Raw genomic sequence first — 22,585 nt, 5'->3', positions numbered from 1 at the left:
TCAAAACCGCACGGACGCGGACACGAAAGGAGAATCCAGGGATGGCAAAAGAACCGAAGAAGCCCACCGAAGCGGCCATAAAGGCCGAACTTCCCGACGACGTAACCATGGAGGACTTCCAGTTCGTCCTCCAGCAGCTTCTGGACGCCTGGCGCCCCATCCTCCAGGAGGATCTGGAGCTTAGTCAGTCGGCCGCAAGGCTCATCAAGGAGACCGAACAACACCCCCACGCCTGCGAGGACGAACAGCTCCTGGCCGACCGGCTCTTCGCCCCCCTGGCCACGGAAGCGGTGGCACTGCGCACCCTCGATGCCAAGGCCCGCGAGGTTTTGGGCCCCATCGACCAGTGGAACTGGTGCCTGCGGAAAATCCTCTGCTGCTTCCGCTTCGGCTGGCTCCTCTCCCGGGCCCGCACCTTCCCGGTGGCGGTCTACTACCTCTACCGTTACTGGCTCTGCGTCCGGCGCCTGTTTGACGACTCCATCGGCAACCGCCCCCTCACCGTGGAGGAGCGGGCCGACTTCCGCCAACTGGTGGCCAACTTTGCCGCCGTCTTCAAGCCCTACCTGGAGAACGAGGCCCGCACCACGGACCGGGCAAGTGAACTGGCCGACGACGCCACAGCCGGGAATCTCGACTGCCACGCCGGCGGGGATGCGGCCGAGGCGCTCTTCGAGAAGTTCCTGACTCCTGTGAACGCCGAGCTCCTCATGGGTAAAGAGGCCTTTGCAAAGTTGAGCCAGGATCCCCGTTTCTGGTTCTGCCGCTGCTGGTGCCTCTGCGCCTTCCGCTTCGGCTGGTGCCTCGGGCGGGCCCGTACCCTCTTCGACCTGGTCCGCTGCCTCATTGCCTACTTTGTCTGTCTGCGCCGCTGCTTCCAGCCCCTCACCTGCCAGATCACGAAGCCCGTGGGGTGCACCGACGAGGAAGTGAACCAGAACGTGGGTGGCCTGGCGGTAACCGCCGTCGGTACCGCCACCGGCGGTTTCTTCGACCACTACACCCTCGAATGGCGCAAGGTGGAGGGGCTTCCCTGTGCGGACGATACCGGCTGGCAGTCCACCGGTGTCGTCTACCCCGGCGGCACCCCCACGGGGACCGTCTCGGTGGTCAACGGGGTCCTGGGGTGGATCAACACTACGGTGCTCCCGGCTGGCTCCTACGAGATCCGGCTCTGCGTCTACTCGTCGCTCCCCAACGTGGCCCGCAGCTGCTGCTGCACCCAGTTCAGCCTCTTCAAGGTGCTGGTCTGGATCGACCACGTGGCCGACGCGCCCGTGAAGACCGGCGCCGGCTTCGGCCCCTTCAACCCCGACTCGCCGCTCCTCATACCGGCCACCAACGACGTGGCGTCGGTGGGGTGCTGCGTCACCGTCAGCGGCAGCGCCTTCGTGGGCGAATGCAACAACCGGAAGATCAAGTGCTTCGAGTTGCGGGCAGCCGTCGGTTTCCTCCCTGGCCCGGGCCAGATGGGTTTCAACCCGGCGGCCTACTCCACCCTCCTCTCAGGCCCGGTCTGCTACACCGACCCCGACCCGCAGATCGAGGCGGGGAAGCGGGCCCAGTGGAACCAGGTCATCGGCAAGCCCCTGACCACGACCCTGGTGGACAGTATCGACATCCAGCTGGGGAACATCACCATCCACGACCTCTGGAAACTCAGGCCCTTCTGCTGGCCCAGCGACTCGGGTCTTCCCACGAACGTCATGGACGGCCCCTGCCCCGACTCGCACCACCGGTGCCGGAGCGGCAAGTACACCCTGCTTCTCCACGTGACCGATACCTTGGGGAACGATTACTACGACACCCAGCAGGTCTGGTTCGACAACAAGCCGCTCACCGTTGAATTTGCCGGTCTCGCCGGGCTGCCGGGGTGTACCGACCTCCACCTGGGGCCGAACACGCAGTTCGTGCCGCCGGGGGCACCCTGCAACGTCCCCTGGCCCGTGGGGCTCCTGGGAATCGCCTACGACGAGTACATCGACGAGTCCGACCTCAATCCCCCCAGTGACAACTTCGACTACTACGTCCTTTCGATCACCCGCCAAGGGGGGCCGACGCTCCAAATCCCCATCACGCCGGATCTCATCAACTATGGGCCCGACCCGTACAAAGGAACCCAGCGGGTGGGTGACCCAGGAGTGCGGTGCGATCCGATGCCGGTCGTGGCAGGATGTCCCCCCCCTCCGCCGATTCCGCCCAAATTCGACGGCATCCTGACGCTCCTCGACCTGCGGATTTTCGACGCCACCTGCGCCCCCAGCGTGCCGGCGCCCTACGTGATCCCGGCCGGCTTCCCCCTCAAGCGGGGGACCTGCTGCGGCTATGCGTTCCAGCTCTACGCCCGGGACAAAACCCGAAGCAACACCGTCTCCTGCCACGAGGCGTGGACCCCGCCATGGGCGGTCTGCATCTGCAACGACCTGCCGGAAGGGGAGAACGGGTAATAACTCTGTAGCAACGCGGCTCGCCCCCTTTTTTGCCAAGAGGGGGCGCGCCCCCGTATCAGTACCGTACTCCGGCAGAATTCTACAACAATACGACATCATCAGGAGACCCCATGAAACGGAACACCATCGTCAGCCTCGCCGCAGGCCTCGCTTCCCTCATCCCCGTCACCGTAGGCGCCGTAGAGATCCAGGCTAATACGTCGGCGCAACAGGCGTTGCTCAACACGCTTCTCAAGGGAAGCTACGCCTTCACCGCATCGCGCACCTGTGTGCAGACCCCTTACTCGCCGGGATTCGACCAGACAACTCGGCAGCTCCTGACCGATGGGGAGACGGTTGGCTTCATCGAGAGCGGAACCCTCACCTTCAGCGGCACGGGAAGTGTAAAGGGTGACAACATTACCGTTGCTGTCATGGAGCCCGCCAAGGCAATCGCCGGATCGGCACCGATGCAGAACGGCATAACATCGTCATGCGCCGGAACCTACTCCGTAAACCCGAACCGCAGCTACTCCGCCACACTCACCTGCACGTCGCAGCTCGGCAATGGCCTCTCCCTCGCCATTGGCCCCGCCGCGTACCAAGGCTCCGTGGACGTGACCCAGAACATGCTCACCATAAGCGAAACCGGCGGCAATATCCAGGCAGTGACCGTGGCAATCGGAGGAACTCCAGTCCAGTCCTTCGACCGAGTCTGCACCTCAAGCGGAACGCTGATACGGACCGGGAAGTGACATAACACTACCAAAGGTCTTCCGAAGGGCGCAACTGGCGACGGCATCGGCTCCAGGGGCTACCCCGCCACCCTTGATGGGACCTGTACACCATGAACATCGTCAAGGAGATCTTGCCGGGATCGTGCGGCAATCTTCAACGAGCCAGGGGCAAAGGAGACACCGCGAAAAAACGCCATCGAGAAGCAGGCTACACGCCACCAGCCACAAAGCAAGGAGGTTGCCATGAATCTCACGAAACATGTTCTTACCGTCGCCGTGATTGCACTCTCAGCCTTCTGTGGAGTGACTGTGGGCCTGGCGCAACAGGCTGAACAGGCACGAGTGCTCACCGTCGCTCCCGAGGCCGAGATTCGTTTTGCTGCCCCGTGGCAACTGTCGGCGGTGAAATACACCAATGCACAGGAACTCGTGGTCATGGGCACGGCTCCGACCAAGGCTGCCGAAAAGGGGATTGAAAGCGTCGCCGAATATCCGGTCGCGCGCCTCCTCATTACCACCGAGGCTCGCAGCGACCATGTGGACGCGCTGAAGCGGCTCGAATCCATTGCCGAGGCCCGGGACGTTCCGGCGGAGTTCGTCGAAGTCGGCGGCTGGCCCGCCGTTGAGGTGACGTTCACCGAGAAATTGCCCCGGCGGGGAGCACAGGGAGAGGAAGAGGAAGAGCCATGGGCGCCCGAGGTGACGGTCCAGCGAACGGTCACGGCAATCGCCCAGGGCGACAAGGTGGTAATCTTTGATAGCTCCGTCCTCCCCGAAGCGCCTCAGGACCTGATGAAGGGTGCGAGGGAGATTACCCGAAGCGTCCGTTTTGCTCGAACAGGGAAACCAGGCGAAGTCAAAAAGGCCCTTGAGTCGCTGCAGAGCACGGAAAAGAAGCGGCAGTTGCTGTTCAAAAAGCCCCAGAGTTCGACACCGGAACCGGGTGCAGCAACGGCTTCGGCGGTCACGGCGTCGGCGGTCGGCGCGCCCGTACAGGTCCAGACCGGCGTCGGAGAGCTGGAAATCGCCACCAGCGCCGATGCCTCCACCGTGGTCATCGCGAGCAACAGCGGCCTCACCTTTTCGACCAACCGCGGCACGAGCTTTGCCGCGGGAACGACCGGCGTCTTCGGCCTGAATGACCCGTCTCTCGCCCGGGGCGCCAGCGGCAACTTCTATCTGGGGGTCATCGCCATTCCCACCGGCACACCGGCGCAGCTCAACGTCTCCGGCTGCACCAACGCGGTGAGCCGTTCCACCAACAACGGAGCCGGCTTCGCGCTGCAGGGGTACAGTGCCACCTGTCCCACTACCGGTGCCGGCCTCTGCTTCCCGGACCAGGAGCATATCGCCGGCGATGGCCGAAACGCTGCAGTTGGTGGCGATCAACTCTATGCGGTGTGGCGCAACTTCACCCCCAGCGGCACCGTGGCCAGTTGTAGCGGTATCGGAAGTGGTTTCGTCACAGCTTCGATCACCTGTTCACAAAACAATGGCACCACCTGGACCGCCCGGGCGGCAATCCCCGGCGCAGGGGATTTCCCCCGTGTCTCCGTGGGACGGGATGGCTCCGTGTATGTGGTCACCCTGAGCGGCAACTCGGTCCTGCTGAACCGCTTCTCCTCGTGCGCCACCGGCCTGACTCCGGCCACTGGTTTTCCGGTGACCGTCGCAACCTTGAGCGGCGGGGTCGCCTGCCCTGTGGCCGGGCTCGACCGCTGCAACGACGGCAATACCCTGAGCAGCCCCATGGTGGCGCCCGATCCCGGCAATGCCAGTCATCTGTTCGTCACCTTCGCCGAGAACAACGGGGGTACCAGCGAGCGGATCGTGGCCATGGAATCGACCAACAGCGGCGCATCGTTTCCCACCCGGAGGAACGTGAGTGCCAGCGCGTCCGTGCGCCGCTTCATGCCGTGGTCCTGCACCACGCGGGGCAGTGCCTGGGTCGGCTGGTACGACCGTGGCGCCGCCACCGCAGCGAACAACGATCTTACGGACTATTTCCTCGGCTCCACCTCGGGGACGCTCTGGAACCTCACTGCCAATCCCGATCCCCAGTGCGCCTCGGGCTGGCCCTGCGCCCCCCGCAGCACCAACGACTCCGAGGCATGCAGCGCCCAGCCCCAACTGGCTGGCGTGTGCCGCAACGCCGCCGGCGGCGACAGCGGCACCCGGTGCGACTTCAGCGCCGGCGGGTGTCCACCGGGCGAAACTTGCCGCACCGGCGGCGGCTGCCCTAAATACGGCGATTACAACGGCATCGCCTGCGCTGGCGACTTCGTGGTCGCTGCCTGGGCTTCAGCCACGGCCCCTGCCGGACTCCCCGCGGCAACGGGGCTCAGGGTCTATTCCTCGACAGAGTTTGTCGCCCGGGACGGAGCAGCCATCTGGCGCTACACGGGGACCCCCTGCAGCGGCGATTCCTGCCCGGGATGGATCCGACTGGACAATAACCCCCGGACGGTGGCCATCGTCGCCGACGGGGGGGAGCTCTATCAGCTCCACAACACCGGCATGATCTGGCAATCCACCCATGGCGCCTGCGATGCCGATTCCTGTCCGGGATGGCGGGCCCTTGACAACAATCCCAAGACCGTCGCCATCGCGGCTACGGGGGGCAAGCTCTACCAGCTCCACGACGACGGCATGATCTGGGTCTATACCGGCACCCCCTGCAGCGGCAACAGCTGCCCCGGCTGGCAGCGGCTCGACAACAACTCCAAGACCGTCGCCATCGCGGCGGCGGGGAACAGCCTCTATCAGCTCCATAACGACGGCATGATCTGGCGCTATACCGGCACCCCATGCAGCGGCAACAGCTGCCCCGGCTGGCAGCGGCTCGACAACAACACCAAGACCGTCGCCATCGCGGCCGCGGGGAGCAACCTCTATCAACTCCATAACGACGGCATGATCTGGCGCTACACCGGCACCCCATGCAGCGGCAACAGCTGCACCGGCTGGCAGCGGCTCGACAACAACTCCAAGACGGTCGCCATCGCTGCGGCAGGGAACAACCTCTATCAACTCCATAACGACGGCTGGATCTGGCGCTACACCGGCACTCCGTGCAGCGGCAATTCCTGCCCCGGATGGCAGCGGCTCGACAACAACTCCAAGACCGTCGCCATCGCGGCGGCGGGCGATCGGCTCTACCAGCTGCACGACGACGGCTGGATCTGGCGCTATACCGGCACCCCGTGCAGCGGCAATTCCTGCCCGGGATGGGAGCGCCTTGACAATAATCCCCGCACCGGGATGATCGCCCCGGGCAACGACCTCTACCAGCTTCACACCGATCCGCTCTATCAGCTGCACAATGACGGCATGATCTGGCGCTACACGGGCCAGGAGTGCGAAGGGGATTTCTGCCCCGGATGGGAACGCCTCGACAACAACCCCAAGACGAGAACCATCGTGGGGGGCGACGGCCAACTGTTCCAACTCCACGGCGATGGCCGCATCTGGCGCTCCACGGGTACGCCGTGCAGCGGTAATTCCTGCCCCGGTTGGCAGATGCTCGACAACAACCCGAAAACGGTTGCCATCGCCAACGCCGGCACCCAACTTTTCCAACTCCATAACGACGGCATGATCTGGCGCTGGACAGGGACCCCGTGCAGCGGCGAGAGCTGTCCCGGCTGGCAGCGGCTTGACAACAATCCCAAGACGGTAGCCATTGCCGCCGGGGAGAACCAGCTCTTCCAGCTCCACAACGACGGCATGATCTGGCGCTACACCGGCACCCCGTGCAGCGGCGATTCCTGCCCTGGATGGCAGATGCTCGACAACAATCCGAAAACCAAGACTATCGTGGCCGGCCGGAACCAGCTCTTCCAGCTCCACAACGACGGTCTTATCTGGCGTTACACCGGTACCCCGTGCAGCGGCAATTCCTGCCCCGGCTGGCAGTTGCTGGACAATAACCCCAGGACTGCGACGATCGCCGCCGGGGGGAGTCAACTCGTCCAACTCCACAACGACGGGCGCATCTGGCGCTACACCGGCACCCCCTGCAGCGGCAACAGCTGCCCCGGCTGGCAGTTGCTCGACAACAACATCAGGACCCAGGAAATCGCCGTATCGGGCAGCCACATCTACCAACGGCACAACAACGGCAGGATATGGCGCTATACCGGCCCGGCCTGCACCGGCAACAGCTGCCCGGGCTGGCGCATGCTCGATGACAACCCCAAAACCAGGCACATTGCCGTTGGCGGTTTCAACTAACGGGAAAAACAACCGTAACGCATAACGATTTCACATGCGCGCGAAGGAGATGGCCATGTCAAACACTCAAGTCACTCATTCCTCAAACCCTAACAACGCCAGGAGCGAAAGCAGCGTCGTCATCAACCCGAACAATCCACTGCAGATCGTAGCCGGGTCTAAGAAGTTCAAAGATATCCATAACTACGACTTCACCCTGGCCACAGCATATTCCGCCGACGGGGGCCTCTCGTGGCACGACTCGGCGGACCTGCCCATGCCGGGGTTCACCCTCCTGACCGATCCGGCCCTGGCCTGGGACGACGTCGGAAACGTATTTCTCGTGGGCCTTTCCGGCACCAATCCGCCAACCTTCGACACCATCGGCATCGAGATCTACAAGTCCACCGATGGAGGGAAAACCTGGAGCAATCCCAACCGCATCCATACCAGTACCGGCGACGACAAGCAATGGGCCGCCGGGGACGCCAATCCCGCGAGCCCCTTCCATGGCCGCGTTTATGCCGTATGGGACGACGGGGTCATGCGCTTTGCCCGCACCAGAGACCACGGTGTTACCTGGGAAGGGGCGGGGGCAGGAACCCAGCCGGGTTCTGTCCTTGTGAGCAATTCGTTTTCACCTGAGATCAATGTCGCTGCCAATGGCAATATTTATATCGTTTGGCTTTCCGGAACCGAAGTCAAAATGATTGTCTCCACCGATGGCGGCGACAGCTTTAACGCGACTGTGTCCCCCGCCACAGGCATTACGCCTCTCGGCTCTCCCCTTCCCTTTCACATAAATTGGTTCCATTTCCCCGGGGGAAGCTTCCGCGTCATCACCGTGCCTTCCGCCTGCGTCTTTGGGCAAACGGTAGCAGTGGCGTGGGCCGATTTGCGCGAAGGGATTTCGCGCATTTATTACGCCCTTTCCAATGATGGCGGTTCGAGCTGGACAACCGGTCTTTCAGGACAGCCTCTCTTGACCGGTGCACTTCCAGCAAATTTTCAGCACTTCCATCCTCAGATCACAATTGATCCCAACGGCGTTGTCGGGTGCGCTTTCTACGAGTTCGGGCCCAAGCCGAGCACGTTTTTGATAGACGTGATCATGGCGCAGTCCCTTGATGGCGGTGCCTCATTCGACCACTTTACCGTGACCGACCAACCGTGGGATCCATCCGTGGATGCACCATGGAGCCATTATGAAAACAGTCCGCCCACTCCTCCGGATGGCGTCATTACCTTCATTGGCGAATACTTCGGCCTGGATTCGAGCGGCCAGGGATTCTACCCGGTTTGGACCGACACCCGGACGGGCATCCAGGAACTGTGGACCGCCATCGTTCCTGAGAAAAAATGCGCCATCATCCTGAACCGCAACCCTATCGGTCAGGACGAGGTGGATGCGCGGCGCAAGCAGCCGCACGGTTCTCCCGGCGGACTCCCCATCCAGGGCGCATTCCGGGTCGTGGTCGATGGCTTCACCGCTGCCGAACTGGGTCTTAGCGGGTCCGGCTCGACTCTGGCGAGCCTGCCGTCGATTTCACCCGCAACCGGCATCACCATCAGCCCAAGTTCACCGATCGCCAACACGCCGGATAACGGCGACTACGGCACGGAGGTCCAGCGCTTCACCTTCTATTACGACATCGATTTCGGCGCCACCGATGCCGCCTTTGGTTTTTCGGCGCAGACCGAGGATCTCACGCTGAGCGTGACGGTTGACGATATACCTCCCGCCTCGGCGCTGCTCACCCTGATCAAGCAGCCCGACCCGTTCCTGCTGCACGGCGATCCTTCCTGGCTCAGCATTGATCTGCGCGTCTTTGTGGTAAGGCAAGGGGTTTCCATGTTCGGCGTGCCCGGAATCACCGGACCAGCGGATGCCCCGAGGTTTATCCAGCAACTGATGGCAACCATCACGCCCGCCCAGTTCGACAGCCTCCCGCCGGACGAGGACCATTCCAAGCTCTACACCCAGCCGAAGGACGAGCATCAGGTCCCGGTCTTCAACTTCGCGCTGGCCAAGGTCCACTACATCGGCCTGATCGGCGCGGCCAACGTGCGGGTATTTTTCCGCCTGTTCCAGGCGCAGAGCACCACTTCGGTGTATGACTATCCGCCCGGCGCCCAGTACCGGCGCGCAACGAGCAATCCCCATGGTCAGCCTATTCCCCTGGCAGGGATCATCGGCAACGAATACGTGACCATTCCGTGCTTCGCGGCGCCCCGCATCGACACGACCCTGAACGGCATGGATCAGCAGACCGATGACCCCTACAACGTCCAGACCATCACGGCCCACGCCGATGGCTCCGAGGTGGACGCGATCTTCGGCTGCTGGCTCGACATCAACCAGCCGTTCAAGCCTGATGGTGTGACTCACAACAACGTTTTCCCCAGCCAGGTGCCGCCGAAACAGGATGGTCCTTTCGATCCCAACGATTCCAACCCGGCCTTCCGGCCCCTGCCGATTCAGCAGGCGATCCTGCGCAATCTGCATCAGTGCCTCATAGCGGAGCTCGCCTTCGATCTGACCCCAATCCCCATAGGCAAGGACTCCTCGAACTGGGACAAGCTGGCCCAGCGCAACATTTCGTGGAGTGACGCCGGTTCCGCGCAAGCGGTGACCACCTTTGAAATCCGGCCAACGCCGATGGGACTCCCCGTCGGTCAGACGCCCGATGAGCTGATGATAGACTGGGGCAACACACCCCAGGGGAGAACGGCTTCGATTTATCTCCCCGCGGTCGGCGCCGACACCGTCCTGGCGATGGCGGACCGGATGTACACCTCGCATCGCCTGACGCGCGCCGATGCCCATACGCTGCACTGCAAGACCGGCGGCATCACCTATGTCCCGATTCCGCCCGGCGGCACCGTCAACTACGCCGGCTTGCTGTCGGTCGATCTGCCGGACCACCTGCCTCGGGGTGACGTCTATACCGTTGCCGTCCAGCAGGTGACGAACGCCTTCGGCACAGTGGCTCCGCCGCCACCGCAGATCAAGGCACGCCGCAAGGCAACCGCTGCCGTTGCGGCGGCACCGGCAGAGATCGAATGGCGGCGCATCCTGGGCGCCTTCCAGCTCACCATCCCGGTCCATACCAAGCAATCGCTGCTGTTGCGGGAGGAGCGGGATCTGTCGGTCTTGCGCTGGATCGGCGAAGCGATTCCTGCCACCAGCCGCTGGTACCCGGTGTTCCTCCGCTACCTGGAGCAGATCGGGGGGAGGGTGATATCGTTTGGTGGCGATCCGGGCCAGATTCTCCCCTCGCCCACCGGCGACGGCAGGCGGAAGCATCACCACCATGAAGAACCCGAACACGAAGCACTGAGGGCTTTCACCGGCAAGATTGCCGGCCTCATCTTTGATCGTTTCGGCGACTTCGAGGGGTTCCTGCTGGATACCGAAGATGGAGAGCGGAAGTTCTGCAGTCGCGAGAAGGACGTGGAAGAACTGGCCGAGCGCGCCTGGCGCGAGCGGCTGCGGATCACAGTGTGGGCCGAGCGCCACGAACCGCACCGGCCCCTGTCGATCATCATCCGCCAGCCGCCGGCTCCCTTCGGTCGCTGAGTGAGCCACCACCACCCCAACAAAGGAGAAAGCCATGTTAAACGCAACAAACTCGCCCATCAGGGGCATCATTCCCCCACACATGCTGGAAGAGATCGCCAAGCGCGGCTCCACGCGCCAGAAAGATTGGGCTCTCCACAACCTGGCATTCGCCGGCTTCGTCCGGGGGCAGCGGCAAGCCCTGGCAGCGTTTCCAACGGCCGCGGCGGTGGGTCACAAGTACCGCACGGTCAATGACAACAAGCATGAGGGGGGCAATCCACCCACCGGTGCCCTAGTCTTCAAGGAAGGGGATCCGGCAAGCGCGGATCCGGCCGTCAACGAGGCCTACGAAGGAGCCGGAGCCACCTATGACCTTTACTACGATGTCTACCAGCGCAACTCCATCGACAACAGGGGGATGGGCCTTGTCTCCTTCGTCCACTACGAATCAAACTTCAACAACGCCTTCTGGGACGGGAGCGAGATGGTCTACGGCGATGGCGACGGCGAGATCTTCTATCGCTTCACCAAGTGCATCGACGTCATCGGTCACGAACTGACCCACGGCGTGACGCAGCACGAGGCGAATCTTGCCTACTCGGGGCAGCCAGGGGCGCTGAACGAGTCCATGTCCGACGTCTTCGGCTCCCTGGTGAAGCAACGCGCCCTCAACCAGACGGCGGACAAGGCGGACTGGCTCATCGGGGCAGGACTCTTCACCTCGAAGATACAGGGCCAGGCCCTGCGCTCCATGAAGGCGCCGGGTACCGCCTACGACGACCCCACCCTCGGCAAGGATCCCCAGCCGGCCGACATGCAACATTACGTAAAGACCTCCAGTGACAATGGCGGGGTGCATATCAACTCCGGCATCCCCAATCGCGCCTTCTACCTGGCAGCGACCGCCATCGGCGGCAATGCCTGGGAAAAGGCCGGAAAGATCTGGTACGTCGCCCTGCGGGACCGGCTGCGCAGCAATTCCACCTTCAAGCGGGCTGCCACTGCCACCATAAGCGTTACCAAGGAACTCTTCGGCGACGGGAGCAACGAGATGAAGGCGGTGCAGAATGCCTGGAAAGGCGTGGGGGTGATTTAACCGTGAGCAGCCTTGGAAGACAATGTGGCGCTTTGCATCCGTGGCGGATGCTCCGCCGCATTGTCTCCGCTGTTGCGGTATCGTTCACTGCCGGTATCATTGTCTCAGGCTGCGCGACACATCAACAACAGTATGCCAAGGAGGGTGAACCATTGAAGATATCGTTTGAACAGAGCGGCGGCATTGCCGGGTTGCGGTTTGCCACCACCCTGGATACTGCCGGTCTCCCTCCGGAAGATGCCCAGAAACTGCGCCGGATGGTCGAAGAAACGGATTTCTTCAATCTCCCCGCACGCATTGTCTCGCCTCGCCCCCAGCCCGACCGTTTCCAGTACAAGATCCAGGTGCAGGAAAGCAGCCGGCAGCACACCGTAATCGTGAGCGAAGAGGCCCTGCCGGCGAGTCTGGCCCCCCTTGTCAAATGGCTGGGAGAAGAGGCCCGCCGCAAGACGCGTGAAAAGGGCCTGAGCAAATAGTTGCAATGGCCCCGCTCAACGCGGCCTTGCACCTCATTCATGCACAGGAGCAGACAGACCATGAACACCCCTGTCGAAGCCAAGGAACTGACCTCACCCTGGCATCACCGGAAGGTCCCCGTCCTCGCAACCCTGATGATCCTGGCACTCCCCGCAGCCGGCTTCGGCGACAGACCAGCATACGCCGACAGCTGCGCCGACGTGGTTCACCAGGTGAACCGGCAGCTCAGACCCACGATCGACGAAGGGGAACTGGCCGCCATGCTCCAGAGCCTCAATGGAAGCAACAACAGGAACCTTCCCCCGAAATTCGTGACCAAAAGTCAGGCGAAAAAGATGGGATGGAGACCGGGAAGAGACCTCTGGGCCTCCACTAGGCTCAAAGGGAAGAGCATCGGGGGCGACCGGTTTGCCAACAGGGAGGGGCGGCTGCCGGCCGGCGGCAAGAAATGGCATGAGGCTGACCTGGACTACAAGGGGGGACACCGGGGAGCAAAGCGCCTGATTTACTCCAATGACGGCCTGAGGATGGTGACAGTTGACCATTATCGCACCTTCACGGAGGTCCCCCCATGCCAGTAAAGCGAGTGAAGCGCTGCACCATTTCTGGCCGGACTGTCCACTCCCTCGACGAGCTGTACGACGAGATCGCCCGCCAACTCCCCCTTCCCGATTACTTTGGCCGCAACCTCGATGCCCTCTGGGACGTCCTCTCGACGGACATCGAGGGGCCGGTGGAGCTCATCTGGGAGGATAGCGAACACTCGAAACGATCAATGGGAAAGGACTACGAGCGGGTCGTTGCTCTTCTCAAGGACCTGGCGAAGGAGCGGGAGGATTTCCGGATCGTGTTCCGATAAAACGCCCCTGTCACGCGGCATTTCGAAGCAGGCGGGCGGCGTCGCTGTCCACCAGCCACACCAACTGCCCCGCCGGCCTGATCAGACAGGCAGGAATGCGATGGGGGTCAGGGGAGCCTTCCAGCACCTCCCGCAGGATCGACGCCTTGTTGGCTCCCGACACCAGGAATACGACCCGGGATGCCTGGTTGATGACGGGAACCGTCAGGGTGAGCCGGTGCATCCCGTCATTGGCCGGGGAGACATCAGCCACCCAGCGCCGCCGTTCATCCAGTACCTGTGTTTCCGGAAAGAGGGAAGCGGTATGACCGTTCTCCCCCAGCCCCAGCAGGATCAGGTCGAAACGCGGCAACTCGCCGGGAAACCAGCTGCGGAGGAGCGCTTCATACTCCTTTGCGGCATCTTGCGGGGCCTGGCCGCAAACCATGGGATGGACCTGCCCATCCGGGACCGGGACATGGTCGAGGAGCGCCCGGCCCGCCATTCGACCATTGTTGCGGGAATCAGCGGCAGGCACGCAGCGTTCGTCACCCCAGAAAACATGGGTTTTCTCCCATGGCACCCGGTTCCGGAATGGATCATGGGCGAGCAGTTCGTAGGTACGGCGTGGTGTGTCTCCTCCGGCAAGGGCAACGGCAAACCTCCCCGTGTCCCGCACGGCAGAGTGCGCCGCAGTTGCAAAGAGTTCGGCAGCAGCCATGCTCAAGGCTTCCCGGTCGAGGCAGACCCTGATCATGGAGCCTCCGTCTCTCCCTCTTCCGTTGGAAGGTCGGGTTGGACCCAGCTGTGCCCCTCCTTGGCGATGAGGAGATCAGCAGTTTCCGGCCCCCAGCCGCCGGCCTGGTAGTTGGGGAAATCGGCCGGCGGCACCGATTCCCAGGTATCGAGGATCGGCGAAATGACTCCCCAGGCGCTCTCCACCTGGTCGGCCCGCATGAAGAGGGTAGCGTCGCCGCAGATGACGTCCAGGAGCAGAGTCTCGTAGGCTTCCGGAGAGGCGGCGCGGAAGGCGTCATGGTAACGGAATCCCATGTCCACCGCTCCCAGCAGCAGGCGCGTTCCCGGCTGTTTGACCTGGATGCGGGAGGCAATCCCCTCCTCGGGCTGGATGCGAAGGACGAGCCGGTTCGGCTGCCAGCTCTCCACGGCCGCGGAGGGGAAGAGCTGGTGCGGAGCCGGACGAAAGAGGATGGCCACCTCGGAGACCTTGGCGCGCAGGCGTTTACCGGTCCGGAGATAGAACGGCACCCCTTGCCAGCGCCAATTGTCGATCCACAGCTTGAGGGCGGCAAAGGTTTCGGTGGCGGAGCCGGGTGGCACCCCCTGCTCTTCCCGGTATCCTGTCACTCCCTCGCAGGCCACCATCCCCCTGCCGTACTGGCCGCGGACCGCCACCCGATGGACTTCTTCGGGGCGAATGGGACGAATGGCCCGCAAGACATCCACCTTCTTGTTGCGCACCTCGTCGGCGGAAAACGACACCGGCGGCTCCATGGCAATCAGGCAGAGGATCTGGAGGAGGTGATTCTGCACCATGTCACGCAAGGCGCCGGATGTATCGTAGTATCCTCCCCTCTTCCCCACCCCCACCGCTTCGGCGACGGTGACCTGCACGTGGTCGATGTAGCGCCGGTTCCAGACCGGCTCGAACAGAGAGTTGGCGAAACGGAAAGCGAGGATGTTCTGCACCGTCTCCTTGCCCAGGTAGTGGTCGATCCGATAGATCTGCGTCTCGGCGAACAGGGAGGTGAGAAGCCCGTTCAACTGCCGGGCCGAAGCGAGGTCGCGGCCAAAGGGTTTTTCAACCACGAGTCGGTCCCGGGAGCAGTCCCTGCAAACGCCGAGGCTCTCCAACTGGCGGGCCGCCGCTTCCATAAGGCCGGGAGGAATGGCGAAGTAGAAGACCCGAACCGCCCGGCCGTTCCACTCCCGGTCCAATTCTTCGAGTCTCCGGCTGAGGAGCGCCCCGGTTTCCGCCGTGGTGAAGTCCCCGGCAAGGTATGACAGCCGGTCGGCGAAGCCACTCCACGTTGACTCGTCCGTCACGCTGCGCCGTGAGTGGAGGTCCACCCCCTCCCGGAGTTTTCGACGGAATCCCGCATCATCCATCTCTTGCCGGGCGACCCCGACGATGGCGAACCGCTCGGGAAGACGACCGTCAAGGTAGAGGTTGTAGAGCGCCGGCACAAGCTTGCGCCACGTAAGATCGCCCGCGGCGCCGAAGACCACCATCACGGTCGGTTCCATCCGAGAGTTCATTGTTGTATCCATCGCCATCTACCCCTTGGGCATGCTCAGACAGTCAGGACTTTTCCCGGTGCCCCCCGAATTGGTGGCGCATCGCAGAGAGAAGCCGATTGGCAAAGTCGTCCTCGCCACGGGAACTGAAGCGCTCGTAGAGTGCGGAGCTGAGCACATGGGCCGGGACCCCCTCGTCAATGGCGGCAGCGACGGTCCAGCGCCCTTCCCCCGAGTCCGACACCCGCCCCCGGAACTCCTGCAAATCGGGGCTGTCGAGCAGTGCCGTCGCGCTGAGATCGAGGAGCCAGGAGGAAATCACGCTTCCGCGCCGCCAGACCTCGGTGATATCGGCGAGATCGAGGTCATAGCGATAGAAGTCGGGGTTACGGAGCGGCGCCGTCTCGGCATCGGCACCCTGTCCCTCTTTGCCGGCATTGGCATGGTGGAGGATGTTCAATCCTTCTGCATAGGCTGCCATCAGACCGTATTCGATCCCGTTATGAACCATTTTGACGAAGTGCCCGGCGCCGCTCGGTCCGCAGTGGAGATAGCCCAGTTCGGCGGTTCCTTCCCGTTTCTCGCGGCCGGGAGTGCGTGGGGCAGCGCCGATGCCGGGGGCCAGCGTTCTGAAAACCGGGTCGAGCCGCTCCACAGCCTGTTTCTCGCCGCCGATCATCAGGCAATAACCCCGCTCCAGACCGAAGATGCCGCCACTCGTCCCGACATCCACGTAGCTGATTCCCTGTGCCCGCATCTGGTCCGCACGCCGGATATCATCCTGGTAATGGGAGTTGCCGCCATCAATCACGATGTCGTTGGCCGCCAGCAGGGGGGTAATGTCCTGGAGCATCGAATCCACCACGGCGGCCGGCACCATCAGCCAGACCACCCGCGGCTTGACGAGCTTGGCGCAGAATTCCTCAATTGATCGCGCTCCAGCGATCCCTTCGCGCTCCAGCGACTGGACCGCATTGACATTCAGATCGTACACGACGCACTCATGTCCCCCCTTCCGCAGGCGCCGCACCATGTCCGCACCCATCCGCCCAAGGCCGATCATGCCAAGTTGCATAGTCACCTCCCGCACTGTTCCAGGGCCGCCACCTTGGCCAGGCGGCGACGGTGGCGCTCGGCCCCGCTGAAGGTGGCGGCGAGGAAGGCCCTGACCAGCTCCCAGGATTGGGCGTACCCCACCACCAGACTGCCGAGGCAGATGATGTTCATGTCGTCGTGCTCCACTCCCTGGTGGGCGGAGTAGTCGTCGTGGATCAGGGCCGCCCGTGCTCCGGGGACCTTGTTGGCGGCGATGGAAGCCCCCACGCCGCTCGAGCAGAAGGCGATCCCCCGATCCAGCTTCCCTTCGCCAACCGCTTGCGCCAAGGGGATGACGAAATCGGGGTAATCGTCGTCCGGGTCCAGCCGTTCAGCGCCGAAATCCGTCAACTCGTACCCCGCCTCCCTGAGGGCGGCAGCCATCCGCTCCTTCATGGTGAAACCGCCGTGGTCGGCGGCGATGCCTATCCGCATGGTCGTCACTCCTGGCCACTTTTCAGAATGAGTGGCGTAAGTTTCAGGGTCATCTCTTCAACAATTTGTAAGGATCTGCCCTTGTCAGCCAGGGGCTGTCGGGATATTCGGCTGCAAGGCGGTCATAAATGCCGATCAGGTTTGTCACGTCGTGGGTCTCGATGTAGCGGGCGACGCCATTCAGGTAGATGGCCTCCGGTGCCAGGGAGTTCTTCGGGTAATCGGAGATGATCCTGCGGAAACACTGGCAGGCGGCCTGACGGTCGGGCTGGTTGAACCGGGCTTTCCCCATGCCGAGGAGGAGCGACGGGATGAGGTCTGCTGGCGGATAAAAGCCGAGAGTGCGGTAATGCTCGTCCCCTTGTGCATCGAGAACGATGATAGTCGGCGTCCATTTGACCTTGAACTGCGGGCCGAGCACCGGGTCGTCAGCCGGAACCCGCACGGGTACGAGGTTGTCGTTGATGAATGCGATGACAGCTGCATCGGGGTACGCGACCGCGTCCATCTGCTTGCAGCCAATTCAGCCAGGGTTGAAGAAATCGAGGAGAACGAGCCTCTTTTCCCTGCCAGCCTTTGAGAGTCCCTCTGCAAGAGAGGTGATCCATTCGATCTGTGCCATACTGTTCGCTCCTTTCAATCATGGGTGGGTTTGTCGTTTCCGGGCCGCCCGCGGAAAAGGGCCGCCCATCCGGTGCACACCAATTACATCCCGAACTACCGGAACCTTATCACCAGCTATCTCGCTAAAAAGTAGCCGCGTGTCCTCACTTCGCATCCTCGATCAGCATGTCCGAAGCCTTTTCGCTGATCATGTAGATGGCCGTCACGATGAAGTAGCCGGGGATCTTGGGAAACACGGAGGCGTCCACGACCCGTAACCCCTCGGTCTTACGGACCCGGAAGCGGCTGTCGAGCACGGCCATGGGGTCGTAGTCGTTGCCGATCTTGTTTGTGCAGGAGGCGTGGTGCCCCCACGCCTCGTTCATGATGAACTCACGGATCTGGTCGTCGCTGGCGCAGGCTGGCCCGGGGATTTCCTCTCCTGTGATCACTCCCCGGTCCGCGAGCCGCTGGTTCATGGAGCGGACGAACTGGACGCCACTGAGCACCGCGTCCAGGTCCGGGTCGTTGGGACGCTTGCCGTCGCCGAAAGAGTGGAAGTTGATCGTCGGCCGATCCCACGGATTCGTGGAGGTGAGCTGCACGCACCCCGTATTCTGGGTACGGGCCTTGAGTATGGCCCAGGAGAATCTGTTGCCGTAGTGGCAGAAGTTCGCGGAATAGCCGGGCTCGTATCCCTTGAAGTAGCCGGGGAGGCCGAATATGTAGAGGTCGGGGTCGGCCAGTTCCGCGCTCGATTTCCTGATGATGCCGATGAGCGAACCGTTGGAGGCGTAGACGCCGGTGCCATCCTTCTCCCACTGCGCGAGGAACTCGTCCGGCGCCTCCCCCGGCCCGGGAGGAGCGAACGTCCCCCCCTGAAGCAGCTCGAAATCATGGGCGAACTCGGAGACCACGCAGACTTCATAGCGGTCCTGCAGATTCTCGCCGACCCCGGGGAGATCGGCGATCACCGGAATGCCGAGCCGCTCCAGTTCGGCGCGCGGGCCGACGCCGGAAAGCATCAGGAGTTGCGGGCTGTTAAAGGCGCCGCAGGAGACAATGATCTCGCGTTTCGCGCGGACTTCGGAACGGTGGAGGGATGAAGGGTCTGCAATCCGTTGTGGGTCGGCCCCGTAGACGTGGGCCTGGTCGATATACTCCACCCCCACCGCCCGGGCCCCCTCGAAGAGGATGCGGGTCGCGAGGGTGTTCGTCATGATCGTCAGGTTGTCGGGAAACGCGGCCAGTATCCGGTGCAGGTACTCCCGGGGGCCGTTCCGTTGGCCGCTCTTCACCGCCAGGGGGGTGATTGCCAGCCCCTCGGGGTTCTCCGTGGCGGTTCTGATGTCGTTGGGGTCGAAGCGTGATTCGATTCCCGTTATCAGGTGTCCGACATGATCATGGAGGACCTCCTTGACGCATTTCAGCACCGTGACAAGGAGCTGGGGATCCTTCAGGACCAGATCGGGATCGGCCGTGCTCGTGGCGAGCCACCCTCCAAAACCGTGGGACTTGCCGGATTCGAACCAGTCCAGGTCCCCCTTGACCACGTCGATGAGCGACGAGAGGATACCCCTGATGAGGGCCTTCGGCGACCCCGGGGGAGGAACGTAGCGGCAGTCCTCGATGCGGGTGAAGTAGGAGCGCATCTTCTCGCCCTGCCAGGAATCGTCGCCCGTGATTCGGGAGATGTAGTCCCAGTCGCTATCCTGGGGGAGAACGGTGATCATGGCGTTGTGGGCGGTGCATCCCCCCAGGGCGCCGGCGCGGGGGTACCAGACATGGTCTTTTCCGTTCACGCTCACCTTTTTGCTGTCCTTTGCCTGCTGGGCGTCATCGGTGTAGTGGCGTACGAAGTAATCCCATTCACACGGCTTGTATTCGGTGGAGCATCCGTGGAAGATCGGCACCTCGTACATGAGGCGTCCCGTTTCGCTCTCCGCGCAGTGGTCTCCGCCGGCCTCCATCAACAGCACCTTGAAGCCCGCCTTGGCGAGATTGGCCGCCAGCGGCCCGCCCCCCGCTCCTGAACCTACCACGATGTAGTCATAGTCAGCACCCATGTTCACCCCTCCATGGACTCCGTTCAGAAGGTCTTCAGGAATTCGATGAGCGACCGCTTGTCCTGGTCGCTGAGCGCCGGTTCGTCGGTCAGGTAGCCGGTCCCGAAGTAGTGGCCCCGGTTCACCACGTAATCGGGGCACTTGCTCATCTCCATGAGCGGTCCCACCACGTCCGCAAAGACTTTCCGCCCTTCCTCGTCGCTGGCGTCCTTCGGCAGCGCCTTGAGGTCATGCTTGATCTTCAGGGCGAGCTTGAGGAGCTTCTTCCGGTAGGCGATACGCTCCGTCAGGGTCAGATCGTCGGGCATCACGTTCAGGCTCGCCAGGAGGCTCACCGGCGTTCCCGCCGGAATCGGGCCGATCTCGATGCCGCCGCCGCTGAAGAGGTACGGGAAGAAGCGCTCGCTGAAATTGACAAGCCCCTCCAGCCCCTCGGGCACATAACCGGGGGCTACCCGGAGGAAGCTGCGGGTGGTGGTCCGGTCAATGGTCCCCGGAACTTTGTCCTCCAGCACCGCATCCTTCTCCCGCTTCTCGGGCCAGAGCATCTTCTCGATGGAGTCCTGGAACGATTCCATCCTCGCCGCCACCGACGGGCTGGGGTTGAACTTGCCGATGCTGTTGTTCAGGAGGAACGGCGCCGTCGACCAGAGACTGACCAGGGACGCCGGGCGGGTGTAGCCCCGTCCCCCCGCCGGCATCTTGTACCGGACCGGCTCGCCGGTCATGGGGTTGTAGACCGTGATGGTCCCCACCGACGGGAGTTCCTTGTAGGTTTCGGACGAGAAGTTATCCCAGATGTTGTTTCTGATGGCATTGGTCGCCAGGGGGCTGCAGGCGTTAGTCTGGAGGAGCGTCACCGGAACCCGGAACTCGGCGGAGAGGAAGTTGTTCTCCAGGAAATCGGGGGCGGTGACGATGGCGCGCATCTTCGCCTTGAAGTCTTCGGTCCGGGTCCACTCCCAGTACCGGTCCCAGCAGTCAAGGTAATCCTTTCCCGAACATCCACCCGGATCGAGTCCCGCAGCCGGGGTCGGCAGCTTGCTGGAATGGCAGCGGGCGCAGTTTTCGGCGAATACGACCTTCCCCCGCTCCAGCACCGCGGCGTCATTGGTCAGGTAGGCGCTCCCGCCGGGGGCATCCTTCAGCTTGTGGGGGGCGGTGCTCTTCAGGAAGAAGAGCGCCATGTCGGGGGTCTGCGCCTCGGTGGCCTGCCAGTAGACCGAGTTCTTGCGGGCCACGGCGATCTCGATCGGCGAGAGCGGTTTCCCCCCGACAAGCGCGTTGAAGTGGAGGAGCCACTCTTCGCTGAAGAGGCCGATGTTGAGATAGACGCGGTTCAGGGCACCGAGGGCACCCACCGAGTCGGAGCCGTCCTTGAGGACTCGCGGCGTGTAGACGGTGGCCGGTGGGACAAAGAACGCCGCCAGGGGGGAGTCGGCCGGCACGTAATCGTTGAGCTGCCTGTTGTCGAGGCTTCCGCCGGCGAGGGTCTCCTTGCCGAAACGCTTTGTCAGCTCAAGGCGAGGGCCAAGGTAATAGACCGCGTTCATGGTCCGGGGGTTGTTGATGCTGTCCGTGGAAACCAGCGAGGTATCCAGGGTGCCGGGGCGGGCGGTGTGGAACAGCTGGAAAACGAAGCTGGTCGGATCCGCCTGCCAGTCGAAGATCCGGTCAACCCAGAAATACTGGGCGCCCACGTTGGAGGAGAGGTTCTCCCATTTGGGGTTCTCCGGGTCTGCTGGGGGATTTACCGGGTTCATGCCCACATGGCAGAAACCGCACGACATGCCGACCCGGTAGGGGCGAACCAGGTCCCGGGAGTTGTAGTAGTCCGGATCGGTGTAGTACCGCACCGGGTCCCATTTGCTGGCCGCTTCCCCGTCGAAATCGGGATTCGGGAAGAGACGGAGTCCGACGATCCCCGTGGTCCAGCCATAATAGGAACCGACCGGCAGGGTGCTGCCCCGGGCACCCACCTTCACGCCGGGATACCTGGCATCGTTTGCGAAGGGGTCGGGGGGCTGACCGGGGAGACGCCTATCGAGCCAGAGCCCGAAGCGCTCCGGGTCCGGCCCGGTGGCCTTCTCGAAACCCGGCTCATTGATAAGGCCAAGGTAGTAAAAGCGGTTGTCCCGGCTGGCCTTCAGGCTCGGGTGGGACGAGATGACCTTCAGAAGATCGAGGGCGCCGAAGCTCTTGACGGTCAGTCGGTCCCACAACCGGTCATTGCCGCCGGTCCAGACGATCCAGGTGTTCCGTCCCTTAACCTCTTCCGGTGTCAGGGGGATGCCGCCGTCCATGTCGTGGAAATAATCCTCGGCGGCGGCGGGAAACGTCTCCGCGGTGCGGTTCGCCTGCTTCGCCTCATCGGGAACGGTTCCCGGTTTCGGCGTCCTGTGGAGACACCCGGACGTAACGGCAAGGCAGAGTCCCATGACCGCCAACCTGACCAGAAAACCACGATTTGACACGATCTGTTTCATGATCTCCACTCCTTGCGGCCTACCGCGAAGCGTCCTCTCCGCAGCTTCGTTGGTCTCACTGCGGAAAGGCTACCATATTCCGGGAGATATCAAAGGGGTTCCCACAATCATTCTGTGCAGTTGCGCCACAGAGGAAGCCATCGGACAATCTCACTCTTTCTCAGACCCGAAGGATGATTACGAAGGTTAGAGGAAAAAAATACGCCGATTCCTTGCGGGGAAAGATCGCCGAAATATACTTTCCCCAGGCTCAGGATGAGTCGGCTTCGGTGCGCGACGCACGAGGCGGT

The 22,585-nt window shown here is 62.8% G+C and carries 15 protein-coding genes; 8 read left to right on the top strand and 7 right to left on the bottom strand.

Annotated elements, in window-relative coordinates; translation table 11 throughout:
• The first annotated feature begins 41 nt into the window (after positions 1-41).
• The 8 genes from KJB29_RS10395 to KJB29_RS10360 all read left to right on the top strand — a co-directional run bounded on the left by KJB29_RS10395 (position 42) and on the right by KJB29_RS10360 (position 13,372).
• Positions 42-2,447, top strand: coding sequence for a hypothetical protein (locus tag KJB29_RS10395; RefSeq protein ID WP_215734521.1), 2,406 nt, complete (start codon positions 42-44; stop codon positions 2,445-2,447).
• 113 nt (positions 2,448-2,560) lie between these two features.
• Entirely contained in the window at positions 2,561-3,184 is a 624-nt protein-coding gene (locus KJB29_RS10390) for a hypothetical protein (RefSeq protein WP_215734520.1), read from the top strand.
• A gap of 225 nt (positions 3,185-3,409) precedes the next feature.
• The gene (locus KJB29_RS10385; RefSeq protein ID WP_215734519.1) at positions 3,410-7,399 is read left to right on the top strand and encodes a PLL family lectin; all 3,990 of its coding nucleotides are present in this window, start codon (positions 3,410-3,412) and stop codon (positions 7,397-7,399) included.
• Positions 7,400-7,454: 55 nt separating this feature from the next.
• A complete protein-coding gene (locus tag KJB29_RS10380) occupies positions 7,455-10,958 on the top strand; it encodes a sialidase family protein (protein WP_215734518.1) in 3,504 nt (1,167 codons plus the stop codon).
• Positions 10,959-10,992: 34 nt separating this feature from the next.
• Entirely contained in the window at positions 10,993-12,036 is a 1,044-nt protein-coding gene (locus tag KJB29_RS10375) for a M4 family metallopeptidase (protein WP_215734517.1), read from the top strand.
• Between the two features lie 152 nt (positions 12,037-12,188).
• Positions 12,189-12,512, top strand: coding sequence for a protealysin inhibitor emfourin (locus tag KJB29_RS10370; RefSeq protein ID WP_215734516.1), 324 nt, complete (start codon positions 12,189-12,191; stop codon positions 12,510-12,512).
• Between the two features lie 60 nt (positions 12,513-12,572).
• Positions 12,573-13,094, top strand: coding sequence for a ribonuclease domain-containing protein (locus KJB29_RS10365; protein ID WP_215734515.1), 522 nt, complete (start codon positions 12,573-12,575; stop codon positions 13,092-13,094).
• The gene (locus tag KJB29_RS10360) at positions 13,085-13,372 is read left to right on the top strand and encodes a barstar family protein (RefSeq protein ID WP_215734514.1); all 288 of its coding nucleotides are present in this window, start codon (positions 13,085-13,087) and stop codon (positions 13,370-13,372) included. Before KJB29_RS10365 ends, KJB29_RS10360 begins: the two co-directional genes overlap by 10 nt.
• Before the next feature lie 10 nt (positions 13,373-13,382).
• On the opposite strand, the gene pgl is transcribed toward KJB29_RS10360, so the two are convergent.
• The 7 genes from pgl to KJB29_RS10325 all read right to left on the bottom strand — a co-directional run bounded on the left by pgl (position 13,383) and on the right by KJB29_RS10325 (position 22,295).
• Positions 13,383-14,108 carry a 6-phosphogluconolactonase gene (pgl, locus tag KJB29_RS10355; protein WP_215734513.1) on the bottom strand — a complete coding sequence of 242 codons (726 nt, stop codon included), beginning with the start codon at positions 14,106-14,108 and terminating at the stop codon, positions 13,383-13,385.
• Positions 14,105-15,631 (bottom strand): glucose-6-phosphate dehydrogenase, encoded by a 1,527-nt coding sequence (gene zwf / locus KJB29_RS10350; protein ID WP_246561135.1) that lies wholly within the window; start codon positions 15,629-15,631, stop codon positions 14,105-14,107. The genes pgl and zwf overlap by 4 nt, the downstream gene beginning before the upstream one ends.
• A 43-nt stretch (positions 15,632-15,674) precedes the next feature.
• Positions 15,675-16,685, bottom strand: a complete 1,011-nt coding sequence (gnd, locus tag KJB29_RS10345) for a phosphogluconate dehydrogenase (NAD(+)-dependent, decarboxylating) (protein WP_215734511.1) — start codon at positions 16,683-16,685, stop codon at positions 15,675-15,677.
• A gap of 2 nt (positions 16,686-16,687) precedes the next feature.
• Positions 16,688-17,140 carry an RpiB/LacA/LacB family sugar-phosphate isomerase gene (locus tag KJB29_RS10340; protein ID WP_004511840.1) on the bottom strand — a complete coding sequence of 151 codons (453 nt, stop codon included), beginning with the start codon at positions 17,138-17,140 and terminating at the stop codon, positions 16,688-16,690.
• Between the two features lie 49 nt (positions 17,141-17,189).
• Positions 17,190-17,762, bottom strand: a complete 573-nt coding sequence (locus KJB29_RS10335; protein ID WP_246561133.1) for a thioredoxin fold domain-containing protein — start codon at positions 17,760-17,762, stop codon at positions 17,190-17,192.
• 145 nt (positions 17,763-17,907) lie between these two features.
• Complete coding sequence (locus tag KJB29_RS10330) at positions 17,908-19,809, bottom strand: GMC family oxidoreductase (protein ID WP_215734509.1); 1,902 nt, start codon at positions 19,807-19,809, stop codon at positions 17,908-17,910.
• Between the two features lie 23 nt (positions 19,810-19,832).
• The gene (locus tag KJB29_RS10325; protein WP_215734508.1) at positions 19,833-22,295 is read right to left on the bottom strand and encodes a c-type cytochrome; all 2,463 of its coding nucleotides are present in this window, start codon (positions 22,293-22,295) and stop codon (positions 19,833-19,835) included.
• Positions 22,296-22,585 lie beyond the last annotated feature (290 nt).

It is taken from the genome of Geobacter grbiciae, from assembly GCF_018531165.1.
GTDB classification, from domain to species: Bacteria; Desulfobacterota; Desulfuromonadia; order Geobacterales; family Geobacteraceae; genus Geobacter; species Geobacter metallireducens.
Note: the sequence above shows the minus strand (reverse complement) of the source record. Positions and strands in the feature narration are given on the sequence as shown.

Bases quoted from the DNA above. Each gene is read 5' to 3' on its own strand.
- KJB29_RS10390 (WP_215734520.1), top strand. From the start codon at position 2,561: ATGAAACGGAACACCATCGTCAGCCTCGCCGCAGGCCTCGCTTCCCTC.
- KJB29_RS10375 (WP_215734517.1), top strand. From the start codon at position 10,993: ATGTTAAACGCAACAAACTCGCCCATCAGGGGCATCATTCCCCCACAC.
- pgl (WP_215734513.1), bottom strand. From the start codon at position 14,108: ATGATCAGGGTCTGCCTCGACCGGGAAGCCTTGAGCATGGCTGCTGCC.
- KJB29_RS10365 (WP_215734515.1), top strand. From the start codon at position 12,573: ATGAACACCCCTGTCGAAGCCAAGGAACTGACCTCACCCTGGCATCAC.
- KJB29_RS10395 (WP_215734521.1), top strand. From the start codon at position 42: ATGGCAAAAGAACCGAAGAAGCCCACCGAAGCGGCCATAAAGGCCGAA.
- KJB29_RS10360 (WP_215734514.1), top strand. From the start codon at position 13,085: ATGCCAGTAAAGCGAGTGAAGCGCTGCACCATTTCTGGCCGGACTGTC.
- KJB29_RS10385 (WP_215734519.1), top strand. From the start codon at position 3,410: ATGAATCTCACGAAACATGTTCTTACCGTCGCCGTGATTGCACTCTCA.
- gnd (WP_215734511.1), bottom strand. From the start codon at position 16,685: ATGCAACTTGGCATGATCGGCCTTGGGCGGATGGGTGCGGACATGGTG.
- KJB29_RS10380 (WP_215734518.1), top strand. From the start codon at position 7,455: ATGTCAAACACTCAAGTCACTCATTCCTCAAACCCTAACAACGCCAGG.
- zwf (WP_246561135.1), bottom strand. From the start codon at position 15,631: ATGAACTCTCGGATGGAACCGACCGTGATGGTGGTCTTCGGCGCCGCG.
- KJB29_RS10340 (WP_004511840.1), bottom strand. From the start codon at position 17,140: ATGCGGATAGGCATCGCCGCCGACCACGGCGGTTTCACCATGAAGGAG.
- KJB29_RS10330 (WP_215734509.1), bottom strand. From the start codon at position 19,809: ATGGGTGCTGACTATGACTACATCGTGGTAGGTTCAGGAGCGGGGGGC.
- KJB29_RS10325 (WP_215734508.1), bottom strand. From the start codon at position 22,295: ATGAAACAGATCGTGTCAAATCGTGGTTTTCTGGTCAGGTTGGCGGTC.